Below are 13,284 nucleotides of genomic sequence, written 5' to 3' on the forward strand. Positions count from 1 at the left end.
AACTTTAATAGAGCCAAGATGATATCACTCCGATATCAATTTAATGCTCTTTGACAAGTTTGTGCGCTGGCTCACAAAAGTTGCCAGCGCCGATACAAGCCCATGCCACGGGCCGATATGGAGATCGATTTCTGGTGAACTCCTCGCTGCTGCTTGCCGCTGTTTCCGCAGACTTTCCCTGCGGCGACGACCTGGAATACGACCCGGACTTCCTGCAGCTGGAACGCGATGCACAGGGCCGTCCGGAGCGGGTCATGGGCGATGCCGTGCAGCCTGCCGAACCTCCCCAGTGGCGCGACATCGAACAGTCCTGCACTGCCCTGTTGCAACGCAGCAAGGACCTGCGCATCACCCACTTCCTGGTCCAGGCCAACCTGGCCCTGCATGGTCTGCCTGGCCTGGCGGCCAGCCTCGAACTGATCCGCGACCTGCTCGACGAGTACTGGCTGCACCTGCATCCGCAGCTCGACGCCGCCGACGACAACGACCCGACCGTGCGCATCAACGCCCTGGCCGGGCTCACCTGCGACACCAACCTCGCCCTGCTGCGTGACAGCATGCTGGTGCGCTCCCGCGCCTTCGGCCCGGTGACGCTGCGCGCCGCCCTGCATGCCGCAGGCCTGCAGCACTTCGCCAGCGAGCAACTGAGCGTCGAGGAACTGGCCGCCGCCCTGCGCGATGCCGACGCCGAACAGCTGGAACAGGCCCGCCAGGCCCTGACCCTGGCTCGCGCGGCCTGCGAGGCCATCGAACGCCGGGTGAGCGACCAGGTCGGCTCGGCCAGCGGCGTCGACCTCGACGCGCTCAAGCAGCCGCTGCGCCAGGCCCAGCAGGTGCTGGCCGACTACGGCCCGGCGTCCTCGGCCGACGACACCTCGACCGACGCCGCCGAACGACTGCCGGTCGGCAGCCCGGGCGAATCGCCGCTGCCCACGGCCCAGGCCACACGCCCTGCGGCCCGCCCCGGCGAAGTGAACAGCCGCGAGGACGTCGTGCAGAGCCTCGAGCGCCTGCTCCAGTACTACGCCCGCCACGAGCCCTCGAGCCCGCTGCCGGTGCTGCTGCGACGGGCCAAGAACCTGGTCAACGCCGATTTCGCGACCATCGTGCGCGACCTGATCCCCGATGGCCTGTCGCAATTCGAGAACCTGCGCGGCCCCGAAGGCGACTGACGCCGCGCGGACCGCTTATCACCGACGCCCGCAACGAACGAAGCCGCCGCACCGGCGACCAGGAGGAACAACGTGGCGAAAGACAGCTCCCAGAAATTCATCGCGCGCAACCGTGCGCCGCGGGTGCAAATCGAGTACGACGTCGAGCTGTATGGCGCCGAGAAGAAGGTCCAGTTGCCCTTCGTCATGGGCGTGCTGGCCGACCTTGCCGGCAAGCCGGCCGAGCCGCTGCCGGCGGTGGCCGAGCGCAAGTTCCTGGAGATCGACGTCGACAACTTCGACTCGCGCCTGAAGGCCATGCAGCCCCGGGTGGCGTTCAACGTACCCAACGAACTGACCGGCGACGGCAACCTGAGCCTGGACCTCACCTTCGAGAGCATGGACGACTTCAGCCCCGCCGCCGTGGCGCGCAAGGTCGATGCGCTCAACCAGTTGCTCGAGGCGCGCACCCAATTGGCCAACCTGCTGACCTACATGGACGGCAAGACTGGCGCCGAAGACATCATCCTGAAAGCCATCAAGGACCCCGCCCTGCTCCAGGCCTTGGCCAGCGCGCCGAAGCCGGCCGACAACGAGCCGAGCGCCTGAGGAGACCGCCCATGAACGATCCATTGCGCGAAACCCAAGCCCAGCCGGCGGCCACCGAGCAGACCAGCGAGTTCGCCGCCCTGCTCATGCAGGAATTCAAGCCCAAGACCGAGCGCGCCAAAGAGGCGGTCGAAAGCGCCGTGCGCACCCTCGCCGAGCAGGCCCTGGCGCAGACCAACCTGGTGTCCGATGACGCCATCGGCTCGATCGAGTCGATCATCGCGGCGATCGACGCCAAGCTCACCGCACAGGTCAACCAGATCATCCATCACCCGGACTTCCAGCAACTGGAAAGCGCCTGGCGCGGCCTGCACTACCTGGTCAACAACACCGAGAGCGACGAGCAGCTGAAGATCCGCGTGCTCAACGTGTCCAAGACCGACCTGCACAAGACCCTGAAGAAGTTCAAGGGCACCGCCTGGGACCAGAGCCCGGTGTTCAAGAAGCTCTACGAAGAGGAGTACGGCCAGTTCGGCGGCGAGCCGTACGGCTGCCTGGTCGGCGACTACTACTTCGACCAGTCGCCGCCCGACGTCGAGCTGCTCGGCGAGATGTCGAAAATCTGCGCGGCCATGCACGCGCCGTTCATCTCCGCCGCCTCGCCGACCGTGATGGGCATGGGCTCGTGGCAGGAGCTGTCCAACCCGCGCGACCTGACCAAGATCTTCACCACCCCGGAATACGCCGGCTGGCGTTCGCTGCGCGAATCGGAAGACGCGCGCTACATCGGCCTGACCATGCCGCGCTTCCTCGCCCGCCTGCCCTATGGCGCCAAGACCGACCCGGTGGAGGCCTTCGCCTTCGAGGAAGACACCGACGGCGCCGACAGCAGCAAGTACACCTGGGCCAACGCCGCCTACGCCATGGCGGTGAACATCAACCGTTCGTTCAAGCACTACGGCTGGTGCTCGCGCATCCGTGGCGTGGAGTCGGGCGGCGAGGTGCAGGGCCTGCCGGCGCACACCTTCCCCACCGACGACGGTGGCGTGGACATGAAGTGCCCGACCGAGATCGCCATTTCCGACCGTCGCGAGGCGGAACTGGCCAAGAACGGTTTCATGCCGCTGCTGCACAAGAAGAACACCGACTTCGCCGCGTTCATCGGCGCCCAGTCGCTGCAGAAACCGGCCGAGTACGACGACCCGGACGCCAGCGCCAACGCCAACCTGGCCGCGCGCCTGCCGTACCTGTTCGCCACCTGCCGTTTCGCCCACTACCTCAAGTGCATCGTCCGCGACAAGATCGGCTCGTTCAAGGAGAAGGACGAGATGCAGCGCTGGCTGCAGGACTGGATCCTCAACTACGTCGACGGCGACCCGGCGCACTCCACCGAGACCACCAAGGCCCAACACCCGCTGGCGGCCGCCGAAGTGGTGGTCGAGGAGGTCGAAGGTAACCCTGGGTACTACAACTCGCGCTTCTACCTGCGCCCGCACTACCAGCTCGAAGGGCTGACCGTGTCGCTGCGCCTGGTGACGAAGCTGCCTTCGGCCAAGGGTGCCTGACCGACACGGCGCTGAACCCTGTCGGGGCGGCCTTGCCCGCGAAGAGCGGCAAGGTCGCCCCGACAAAACTGCCAAACGACGAGCGTTTCCGGAGAGACCATGGCTGTAGATATTTTCATCAAGATCGGCGACATCAAGGGCGAGTCCATGGACAAGGCCCACAAGGACGAGATCGACGTGCTGAACTGGAGCTGGGGCATGTCCCAGTCCGGCAACATGCACATGGGCGGCGGCGGTGGCGCCGGCAAGGTCAATATCCAGGACCTGTCGGTGACCAAGTACGTCGACAAGTCCAGCCCCAACCTGATGGCTCACTGCTCCAGCGGCAAGCACATCGACAAGGTCAAGCTGACCGTGCGCAAGGCCGGGGGCGAGAACCAGGTCGAGTACCTGATCATCAACCTCGAAGAGGTCCTCATCAGCTCCCTGAGCACCGGTGGCTCGGGCAGCGACGACCGCCTGACCGAGAACATCACCCTGAACTTCGCCAAGGTCACCGTCGACTACCAGCCGCAGAAAGCCGACGGCAGCAAGGATGGCGGCCCGATCAAGTACGGCTGGAACGTGCGCTCCAACGTCAAGATCTGACCGAGTACGCCTGCGGCCCATGCCCGCAGGCGTTCTCCCCGAAGCGTCAGCCGCACCCGGTGAAGACCATGGCCAAGCCCTCGTTTATCAATCTGTGGAATGCCTACCCGTCCGACCAGTTTCCCTGCGACGGACCGTGGGACAACCAGTGCGCCATTCGCATGAGCATCGCCCTCAATGGGGAACGCAGCGTCAAGGTCAACGCCTCCAGCTACAGCGAACCGCGCTGTGCCCATGGCCATGCCCGGGGCGCGGAGTCCTTGGCCAACTGGCTGTGGAAACACCACCTGGGCGCCCCTGTGCAACTCAGCGGCAGCGCCGAGGACCGCCAGAAGCTGAAGACCAAGCGTGGCATCATCTTCTTCAAGGATTGCTTCGCCCGCGCCGGACAGTCGTTCGAGGACCGCAGTGGCGATCATATAGATCTCTGGGACCGTGGGTTGGTGACCGGCGAGTTCGCCGACCAGGCCCACCGCTCCAAGGCCGTCTGGTTCTGGGAGCTGAAATGAAACGGTGCCATACACTGCCGATGATCGTTCTTTCGTTGGCGACCTCAATGAGTGCCTGCGCGCAAGAACGTCCCGCCGCCACCGAGCCGCTTCCCGAGGGACCGCATGTCACACTGTCCGAGCGGCGCTTGACCTTGGAAAACCATCAGGGGCGTTGCGCCCTGCGCAGCAAGACAGACCAGACACTCCTGCAACTGGAAATACCCTGGCCGTGCCAGTTCAGCCCCGACAGGCGTTCCGGGGAGCCGCGCGTGGAACACTTCAACGGCGCGCAGATCATTATTGTCAGGCACATTGATTTCGATACCCCGACACCAGGCAGTTGCCGAAGCCAATACCAGGCCATCCGCTGGTTCAATAACCAGCTGGAACCCTCGGTCGTCGCCCACAGTGCCAGTTGCACGACCGGGGCTGTGGACCAGAAGAACTTCGTGGGTCTGTTCAAGTGGTAGCCGAAATCGCCGCCCGCGACCGCTTGCAGCCCTCGCTGCTGGATCGCCTGACCGACGACGATCCCGGCAACCCGCAGGAGGCGCCGGACAAGCGCGTGCTGTCCCTGCAGCAGCTCAAGGCGTCGGTGTTGCGTGACCTCACCTGGTTGCTCAACACCACCTCGCTGCTCGACAGCGCCGCGACCCTGGACACGCCGGCCGGTGCCTCGGTGATCAACTACGGCCTGCCGGCCCTGGCCGGCAACAGCGCCTCGAACATCGACGCCCTCGCCCTGGAGCGCATCATCCACCAGGCCATCGTCACCTATGAACCGCGCATCCTCGCCCACACCTTGCGCGTGCGCGCCCAGGTCGCGCCCGCCGAAATGAACGCCAACGCCTTGAGCTTCGAGATCGAGGGCGACCTCTGGGCCCAGCCGGCGGCCCTGCCGCTGCTGCTGCAGACCGACTTGGACCTGGAGTCCGGGCATGTGCGCGTGGCCCCCGCCGACCGCCGGAGACGTGCATGAACCCGCGCCTGCTCGAGCTGTACAACCAGGAGCTGCAACACATCCGCGAAAGCGCGGCGGAGTTCGCCAGGGAGTACCCGAAGATCGCCGGCCGCCTGACCCTGGCCGGCATCGATTGCGCTGACCCCTACGTCGAGCGTCTGCTCGAAGGTTTTGCCTACCTCACCGCGCGAGTCCAGCTCAAGCTCGACGCCGAGTACCCGACCTTCACCCACAACCTGCTGGAGATCGCCTACCCGCACTACCTGGCGCCGACTCCCTCGATGACCGTGGTGCAGTTGCAGACCGACCCCGACGAAGGCTCGCTCGCCGCCGGCTTCCAACTGCCCCGGGGCAGCGTGCTGCGCGCCAACCTGGGCCGCGACTCGCAGACGCCGTGCGAATTTCGCAGCACCCAGGACGTCACCCTGTGGCCGCTGCGGGTGGCGCGCGCCGAATACTTCGGCAACCCCGGCGCCGTGCTCGGCCGCCTCGCCGCCAGCGAGCCACAGGCCCGCGCCGGGCTGCGCCTGACCTTGCGCAGCGGCGCCGGGATCCCCTTCGCCAGCCTGCCGCTGAGCCACCTGCCGCTGTACCTCAACGGCGCCGACGAAACCCCGTTCCGCCTGTACGAGCAGCTGCTCGGCAGCGCCTGCGCGGTGTTCGCCCGCCAGCCGGGCGGCGAGTGGGTCGAGCGCATTCCCCTGGAGCAGGCCCTGCGCCCCCGTGGCTTCGACGACTGCGAGGCGGCGCTGCCAGTGGTGCCCCAGGCCTTCCAGGGCTATCGCCTGCTGCAGGAGTACTTCGCCCTGCCCCAGCGCTTTCTGTTCGTCGACTTCGCCGGGCTGGAGCGGGCGGTGCAGCGCTGCACCGGCGAGGAGCTGGAGCTGGTGATCCTCTTCGAGCGCTTCGACCAGAGCCTGGAAAGCAGCGTCGGCGAGGCCCAGTTCGTGCCCTTCTGCACCCCGGCGATCAACCTGTTCCCGCGCCGGGTGGACCGCATCCACCTCACCGACAAGGTCAACGAGCACCATGTGATCGCCGACCGCACCCGGCCGACCGACTTCGAGATCCACTCGCTGCAACAAGTCACCGGCCACGGCACCGGGGCGGACCAAGCGTTCTTGCCGTTCTACGCCGTGCGCGACCCGTCGCGCTATGGCCGCGACCAGGCCTACTACATCGTGCGTCGCGAGCCACGGGTGCTGTCCAGCGAACAGCGGCGCAACGGTACACGCTCGAGCTACATGGGCAGCGAGACCTTCGTCAGCCTGGTCGACGGCCAGCACGCCCCCTACCGCCACGACCTGCGCCAGTTGGGCATCAGCGCCCTGTGCAGCAACCGCGACCTGCCGCTGTTCATGAACATCGGCGACGGCCGCAGCGATTTCAACCTGGCCGACAGCGCGCCGGTGTCCGCCGTGCGCTGCCTGGCCGGCCCCAGCCGCCCCAGGGCCAGCCATGCTCACGACAACCGCGCCTGGCGCCTGATCAGCCAGCTGTCGCTGAACTACCTGTCGCTGACCGAACAAGGCCAGGGCGCCGCCGCCCTGCGCGAGCTGCTGCGCCTGTACGGCGACAGCCAGGACGGTGCCCTGCAGTTGCAGATCGACGGCCTGCGCGAGGTCAGCGCCAAGCCTTGCACCCGGCGCCTGCCGATGCCCGGGCCGATCGTCTTCGGCCGGGGCCTGGAAATCACCCTGGCGTTCGACGAGAACGCCTTCCGTGGCACCGGGGTGTTTCTCCTCGGTGCGGTGTTCGAACGCTTCCTGACCCGCTACGTGTCCATCAACAGCTTCACCGAAACCGTGCTGCGCACCAGCGAACGCGGCGAGATCATGCGATGGAAAGCCAAGCCCGGATGCCGACCGACCCTGTGAACACGCTCCAGGCCATGCAGGCCGAGCCCTGGGAGTACGACTTCTTCCAGGCCCTGCGTCGCCTCGAGGCGGAACATCCCGAGCTGCCCCGCTTCGGCCATTCCCTGCGCCTGGCCGACGAGCCGGTGCGCCTCGGCCAGCGCCTGGACTGCGCCTTCGCCCCAGCCACCCTGGCCTCGGTGACGCCCGCCGAGGACGGCGGCCCGGCGCGCCTGGAGCAGTTCTTCTTCGGCCTCGGCGGCCCCAACGGCCCGCTGCCGTTGCACTTGACCGAGTACATGCGCGAGCGCCAGCGCAACCACGCCGACCCTACCAGCAAGCGCTTCCTCGACATCTTCCACCACCGCCTGCTGAGCCTGTTCTACCGTGCCTGGGCCGAGGCCCGGCCCACCGTCAGCCACGACCGCCCGGACGACGACTACTGGGCCGCACGCCTGGCCGCCCTGAGCGGCCGTGGCCTGCCGGCCCTGCGTGGCCAGGGGCCGCTGGCGGATACCGCCAAGCTGCACTGGTCGGGCCACCTGGCGGCGCAGACCCGCTACCCGGACGGCCTGTGCAGCATCCTGTCGGGCTACTTCGGCGTACCGGTGACCCTCGAGGAATACGTCGGCCAGTGGCTGGAGTTGCCCGAGCGCAGCCGCCTGGGCGCCCGTGCCAACCGCCTGGGCGTCGACCTGTGCCTGGGGCGCTATGCCTGGGACCGCCAGCACAAGTTCCGCCTGTGCCTCGGGCCGCTGAGCCTGGCGCAGTACCACGCCCTGCTCCCCGGCGGCAGCGCCTTCGTCGAGCTGGCAGCCTGGGTCGCCGAGTACCTGGGCCACGAGCTGGACTGGGACCTCAACCTGATCCTGCGGCGGGACGAAGTACCCGCCCTGCAACTCGACGCTGGCCGACGCCTGGGTTTCGACACCTGGCTCGGCCGTCCGCCACACGATGCCAACGACCTTGCGCTGGCCCGGTACTACGCCGAGCAGCCGGTCGAACCACCTGCCACAAGGAGTCAGGACCATGGGTGAAATCAGCCGCGCCGCGCTGTTCGGCAAACTCAACAGCATCGCCTACAAGGCCATCGAGGCCGCCACGGTGTTCTGCAAGCTGCGTGGCAACCCCTATGTGGAGCTGGCGCATTGGCTGCACCAGTTGCTGCAACTGCAGGACAGCGACCTGCACCGCATCGTGCGCCAGTTCAACGTCGAGCCGGCCCGCCTAGCCCGCGACCTGACCGATGCCCTGGACCGCCTGCCGCGCGGCTCGACCTCGATCACCGACCTGTCGTCCCAGGTCGAGGAAGCGGTGGAGCGCGGCTGGGTCTACGGCAGCCTGATGTTCGGCGAAAACCAGGTGCGTACCGGCTACCTGCTGGTGGGCATCCTCAAGACAGCGAGCCTGCGCAATGCCCTGCTGAACCTCTCGGGCGAGTTCGCCAAGCTCAAGGTCGAGGCCTTGAGCGAGCGCTTCGACGAATACGTGGGCGACTCGCCGGAGAACAACCTGGGCGCCAGCGACGGCTTCAGCGCCGCCGTGCCGGGCGAGGCCAGCGGCGCCGTGGCGCCGGCGGCGATGGGCAAGCAGGAGGCGCTCAAGCGCTTTACCGTCGACCTCACAGAGCAGGCGCGCAACGGCAAGCTCGACCCGATCGTCGGCCGCGACGAGGAGATCCGCCAGTTGGTCGACATCCTCATGCGCCGTCGGCAGAACAACCCGATCCTCACCGGCGAGGCCGGGGTGGGCAAGACCGCGGTGGTCGAGGGCTTCGCCCTGCGTATCGTCGCCGGCGACGTACCACCGGCGCTCAAGGACGTCGAGCTGCGCAGCCTGGACGTCGGCCTGCTGCAGGCCGGCGCCAGCATGAAGGGCGAGTTCGAGCAGCGCCTGCGCCAGGTGATCGAGGACGTACAGGCCTCGCCCAAGCCGATCATCCTGTTCATCGACGAGGCCCACACCCTGGTCGGCGCGGGTGGCGCGGCCGGTACCGGCGATGCCGCCAACCTGCTCAAGCCGGCGCTGGCCCGGGGCAGCCTGCGCACCGTGGCGGCGACCACCTGGGCCGAGTACAAAAAGCACATCGAGAAGGACCCGGCCCTGACCCGCCGCTTCCAGGTGGTGCAGGTGGCCGAGCCGAGCGAGGACAAGGCGCTGCTGATGATGCGCGGCGTGGCCTCGACCATGGAGCAGCACCACCAGGTGCAGATCCTCGACGAGGCCCTGGAGGCGGCGGTCAAGCTGTCGCACCGCTACATCCCGGCGCGCCAGCTGCCGGACAAGTCGGTGAGCCTGCTCGACACCGCCTGCGCCCGCGTGGCCATCAGCCTGCACGCGGTACCGGCCGAGGTGGACGACAGCCGCCGGCGCATCGAGGCGCTGGACGTCGAGCTGCAGATCATCGCCCGCGAACAGGCCATCGGCGTCGTCACCGACCAGCGCCAGGCCCAGGCCGAGGCATTGCTGGAGGCCGAGCACCAACGCCTGGCCGGGTTGGAGGAGCGCTGGGCGGAGGAAAAGGCCCTGGTCGACGAACTGCTGGCCACCCGCGCGCAACTGCGCGAGCAGGTGGGCGTGGTCGACCACGAGGTCGATGCCCAGGGCAGCCATGAGCTGCGCGAGAAGCTGGTCGACCTGCAACAACGCCTCACCGCCCTGCAAGGCGAGAGCCCGCTGATCCTGCCGACCGTGGACTACCAGGCGGTCGCCTCGGTGGTCGCCGACTGGACCGGCATCCCGGTCGGGCGCATGGCGCGCAACGAGATCGAGACCGTACTCAACCTCGACACGCACCTGGCCAAGCGCATCATCGGCCAGGACCATGCCCTGAAGATGATCGCCAAGCGCATCCAGACCTCCCGCGCCGGCCTCGACAACCCCAACAAGCCGATCGGCGTGTTCATGCTCGCCGGCACCTCCGGCGTGGGCAAGACCGAGACCGCCCTGGCCCTGGCCGAGGCCATGTACGGTGGCGAGCAGAACCTGATCACCATCAACATGAGCGAGTTCCAGGAGGCCCACACCGTCTCCACCCTCAAGGGCGCCCCGCCCGGCTACGTCGGCTATGGCGAAGGCGGCGTGCTCACCGAGGCGGTGCGGCGCCGGCCATACAGCGTGGTGCTGCTCGACGAGGTGGAAAAGGCCCACCCGGACGTGCACGAGATCTTTTTCCAGGTGTTCGACAAGGGCGTGATGGAAGACGGCGAAGGCCGCCAGATCGACTTTCGCAACACCTTGATCCTGCTCACCACCAATGCCGGTACCGAGCTGATCGCCGACATCTGCAAGGATCCACAGGCCCTGCCCGAGCCCGAGTCGGTGGCGACGATGCTGCGCCAGCCGCTGCTGGAGATCTTCCCGCCAGCGCTGCTCGGCCGCCTGGTGACCATCCCCTACTACCCGCTCAGCGATGCCATGCTCAAGGCCATCGCCCGCCTGCAGCTGGAGCGCATCCGCAAGCGCGTGGAGAGCACGCACAAGGTGGGCTTCGCTTATGACGACGGGGTGCTCGACCTGATCGTCTCGCGCTGCACCGAGACCGAGAGCGGCGGCCGCATGATCGACGCCATCCTGACCAACGGCCTGCTGCCGGACATGAGCCGCGAGTTCCTCACCCGCTTGCTCGAAGGCAAGCCGTTGGCCAGCGTCGCCATCAGCCGCCGCGACAACGACCTGCACTATGACTTCGGCGCTGCCGGCTGACGGCGCGCCGTACGGGACGACCCATGCTGTTCAAGCAATTCACGCGCCTGGCGCAGATCAACAGCCCCCTGGGGCCGGACGTGCTGATCCTCAGCGAGATGGGCGGCAGCGAAGAGCTCGGCCGCCTGTTCGACTACGAGCTGCAGCTGACCAGCGACGATCCGGCCATCGACCTCAACCAGCTGCTGGGCAAGCCCATGAGCCTGTCGCTGCAACTGAACCTGGGCAGTTGGCGCTACTTCCACGGCATCGTCGCGCGCTGCAGCCAGGCGGTCGACAAGGGCCAGTTCGCCAGCTACCGGGTGACCCTGCGGCCTTGGCTGTGGCTGCTGACCCGCACCAGCGACTGCCGGATCTTCCAGCACCAGAGCGCGCCGCAGATCATCAAGCAGGTGTTTCGCGACCTGGGCTTCTCCGACTTCGAGGACGCCCTGAGCCGCAGCTACCGGGAACGCGAATACTGCGTGCAGTACCGCGAGACCAGCTTCGACTTCGTCAGCCGGCTGATGGAGGAAGAAGGCATCTACTACTTCTTCCGCCATGAGCAGGACCGCCATGTGCTGGTGCTGGCCGATGCCTACGGCGCCCACCAGCAGGCCCCCGGCTACGAGTCGGTGCCCTTCTACCCGCCGGATGGCCAGCATCGCGAGCGCGACCACATCAACGACTGGTACCTGGCCCAGGAAGTCCAGCCCGGCTCGCTGGAACTCAACGACTACGACTTCCAGCGCCCCAGCGCGCGCATCGACGTGCGCTCGGCCATGCCGCGCCCGCACCAGGCCGGCGACTATCCGCTGTACGACTACCCCGGCGCCTATGCGCAGACCCAGGATGGCGAGCACTACGCCCGCACCCGCCTGGAAGCGCTGCAAAGCCTGCACGAGCGGGTCGAACTGCGCGGCAATGCCCGGGGCCTGGGCAGCGGCCACCTGTTCAACCTCACCGGCTTCACCCGCCAGGACCAGAACCGCGAGTACCTGATCGTCGCCGCCCGCTACTACGTAGCCCAGGAGCGCCTGGAAACCGGTGGCGGCAGCGCATCGGCCCAGTTCGAGAGCAACCTCAGTTGCATCGACGCCCAGCAGAGCTACCGCCCGGTGGCCAGCACCCTGCGGCCGATCGTCAAGGGCCCGCAGACCGCGGTGGTGGTCGGCCCGGCCGGCGAGGAGATCTGGACCGATCAGTACGGCCGGGTCAAGGTGCACTTCCACTGGGACCGCCACGACCAGTCCAACGAGAACAGCTCCTGCTGGATACGCGTATCCCAGGCCTGGGCCGGCAAGAACTGGGGCTCGATGCAGGTCCCACGGATCGGCCAGGAAGTGATCGTCAGCTTCCTCGAGGGCGACCCCGACCGCCCGATCATCACCGGACGGGTCTACAACGCCGAGCAGACGGTGCCCTACGACCTGCCCGCAGGCGCCACCCAGAGCGGCATGAAAAGCCGCTCCAGCAAAGGCGGCAGCCCGGCGAACTTCAACGAGATCCGTATGGAGGACAAGAAGGGTGCCGAACAGTTGTACATCCATGCCGAACGCAACATGGACACGGTGGTGGAGCAGAACGAGACGTTGTCGGTGGGTATCAGCCGTACCAAGAGTGTCGGCATGATCGAAATGGTGACCATCGGCCAGGATCGCATCCGCGCGGTGCGCCACCACGACACCCTGCTGGTAGGCGCCAGCAAGACCGACAGCATCAGCACGACCTACCTCATGGAGGCTGGCGAGAAACTGCGCCTGGTCTGTGGCGATAGCGTGCTCGAACTCAACGCCAACGGTGAAATCAACCTCACCGGTGTGCGCCTGAACATCAACGCCAAGGACCATGCCCAGATCAATACCCCCGAAGGCACGCTCGACCTGAACATCGGCGGGGCGCCAGGCACCTCCCCCGGCCAGGACGGCAGCAAGGGCAGCATCGATGGCAGGGTCCAGGCGAAATTCCCCAAGGCCGGCCAGTAACAGGACAACGAATACATGATCTACCGCGTCAACGAGTTCCACCTCGCGCTGCCTGACGCCGACGTGCGTGACAACAGCATCAACATCCTGCGATTCGAGGCATTGGGTACCTCATTGGTGATCAGCCGCAGCCTGCTGGCCGATGGCGAAACGTTGCAGAGCAATTTCGACAGCCAGCTGCAACGCTTGCAGCAACAGGTCCAGGACCTGCGCTTCCAGGCTCCGCAGAGCGTGCGCCTTGGCGCGGCGCAGGATATCGACGGTATCGAGTTGAGCAGTCAGTTCAGCAAAGGCCAAGAGAAGGTCTTCCAGTACCAGCTCGCCCTGGTCTTGCCTGGCACCCGCAAGATGTTCGCCCTCAGCTACGTGAAGGCGCAGCCCATGGGCGAGGCCGAGGCAGGCCACTGGGCCGCGATCAAGCAATCGCTCGCTTTCGATAGCCTGGCCTGACGGT

General features: G+C 66.9%; 12 protein-coding genes. All 12 read left to right on the top strand.

Going from position 1 to position 13,284, the window contains the following annotated elements:
• The first annotated feature begins 134 nt into the window (after positions 1–134).
• Positions 135–1,172, top strand: a complete 1,038-nt coding sequence (gene tssA, locus WCE05_RS03975) for a type VI secretion system protein TssA (RefSeq protein WP_253080272.1) — start codon at positions 135–137, stop codon at positions 1,170–1,172.
• A gap of 72 nt (positions 1,173–1,244) precedes the next feature.
• Positions 1,245–1,760, top strand: coding sequence for a type VI secretion system contractile sheath small subunit (tssB, locus tag WCE05_RS03980; protein WP_225786601.1), 516 nt, complete (start codon positions 1,245–1,247; stop codon positions 1,758–1,760).
• A gap of 11 nt (positions 1,761–1,771) precedes the next feature.
• On the top strand, positions 1,772–3,265 hold the full coding sequence (tssC, locus tag WCE05_RS03985) for a type VI secretion system contractile sheath large subunit (RefSeq protein ID WP_253080273.1): 1,494 nt from the start codon (positions 1,772–1,774) through the stop codon (positions 3,263–3,265).
• 99 nt (positions 3,266–3,364) lie between these two features.
• Complete coding sequence (locus WCE05_RS03990; RefSeq protein ID WP_225786603.1) at positions 3,365–3,853, top strand: type VI secretion system tube protein Hcp; 489 nt, start codon at positions 3,365–3,367, stop codon at positions 3,851–3,853.
• 68 nt (positions 3,854–3,921) lie between these two features.
• The gene (locus WCE05_RS03995) at positions 3,922–4,362 is read left to right on the top strand and encodes a type VI secretion system amidase effector protein Tae4 (protein WP_225786604.1); all 441 of its coding nucleotides are present in this window, start codon (positions 3,922–3,924) and stop codon (positions 4,360–4,362) included.
• Positions 4,359–4,814, top strand: coding sequence for a hypothetical protein (locus WCE05_RS04000; protein ID WP_225786605.1), 456 nt, complete (start codon positions 4,359–4,361; stop codon positions 4,812–4,814). The genes WCE05_RS03995 and WCE05_RS04000 overlap by 4 nt, the downstream gene beginning before the upstream one ends.
• On the top strand, positions 4,808–5,323 hold the full coding sequence (gene tssE / locus WCE05_RS04005; protein ID WP_225786606.1) for a type VI secretion system baseplate subunit TssE: 516 nt from the start codon (positions 4,808–4,810) through the stop codon (positions 5,321–5,323). Before WCE05_RS04000 ends, tssE begins: the two co-directional genes overlap by 7 nt.
• Positions 5,320–7,182 carry a type VI secretion system baseplate subunit TssF gene (tssF, locus tag WCE05_RS04010; protein ID WP_253080275.1) on the top strand — a complete coding sequence of 621 codons (1,863 nt, stop codon included), beginning with the start codon at positions 5,320–5,322 and terminating at the stop codon, positions 7,180–7,182. The genes tssE and tssF overlap by 4 nt, the downstream gene beginning before the upstream one ends.
• The gene (gene tssG, locus WCE05_RS04015) at positions 7,146–8,198 is read left to right on the top strand and encodes a type VI secretion system baseplate subunit TssG (protein ID WP_225786608.1); all 1,053 of its coding nucleotides are present in this window, start codon (positions 7,146–7,148) and stop codon (positions 8,196–8,198) included. Before tssF ends, tssG begins: the two co-directional genes overlap by 37 nt.
• On the top strand, positions 8,191–10,866 hold the full coding sequence (tssH, locus tag WCE05_RS04020; protein ID WP_225786609.1) for a type VI secretion system ATPase TssH: 2,676 nt from the start codon (positions 8,191–8,193) through the stop codon (positions 10,864–10,866). The genes tssG and tssH overlap by 8 nt, the downstream gene beginning before the upstream one ends.
• 23 nt (positions 10,867–10,889) lie before the next feature.
• On the top strand, positions 10,890–12,830 hold the full coding sequence (locus WCE05_RS04025; RefSeq protein ID WP_225786610.1) for a type VI secretion system tip protein VgrG: 1,941 nt from the start codon (positions 10,890–10,892) through the stop codon (positions 12,828–12,830).
• A 15-nt stretch (positions 12,831–12,845) separates the two neighbouring features.
• Positions 12,846–13,280: a DcrB-related protein gene (locus WCE05_RS04030; protein ID WP_225786611.1), complete on the top strand. Its 435-nt coding sequence runs from the start codon at positions 12,846–12,848 to the stop codon at positions 13,278–13,280.
• The last annotated feature ends 4 nt before the right edge of the window (positions 13,281–13,284 follow it).

The sequence above is a fragment of the Pseudomonas sp. I2 genome (assembly GCF_040984075.1).
In the GTDB taxonomy this organism is placed as follows: Bacteria; Pseudomonadota; Gammaproteobacteria; order Pseudomonadales; family Pseudomonadaceae; genus Aquipseudomonas; species Aquipseudomonas guariconensis_B.

Coding starts and splice junctions, on each gene's coding strand:
- tssC (WP_253080273.1), top strand. CDS start 1,772: ATGAACGATCCATTGCGCGAAACCCAAGCCCAGCCGGCGGCCACCGAG.
- WCE05_RS03990 (WP_225786603.1), top strand. CDS start 3,365: ATGGCTGTAGATATTTTCATCAAGATCGGCGACATCAAGGGCGAGTCC.
- WCE05_RS03995 (WP_225786604.1), top strand. CDS start 3,922: ATGGCCAAGCCCTCGTTTATCAATCTGTGGAATGCCTACCCGTCCGAC.
- WCE05_RS04000 (WP_225786605.1), top strand. CDS start 4,359: ATGAAACGGTGCCATACACTGCCGATGATCGTTCTTTCGTTGGCGACC.
- tssF (WP_253080275.1), top strand. CDS start 5,320: ATGAACCCGCGCCTGCTCGAGCTGTACAACCAGGAGCTGCAACACATC.
- tssG (WP_225786608.1), top strand. CDS start 7,146: ATGGAAAGCCAAGCCCGGATGCCGACCGACCCTGTGAACACGCTCCAG.
- tssH (WP_225786609.1), top strand. CDS start 8,191: ATGGGTGAAATCAGCCGCGCCGCGCTGTTCGGCAAACTCAACAGCATC.
- WCE05_RS04025 (WP_225786610.1), top strand. CDS start 10,890: ATGCTGTTCAAGCAATTCACGCGCCTGGCGCAGATCAACAGCCCCCTG.
- WCE05_RS04030 (WP_225786611.1), top strand. CDS start 12,846: ATGATCTACCGCGTCAACGAGTTCCACCTCGCGCTGCCTGACGCCGAC.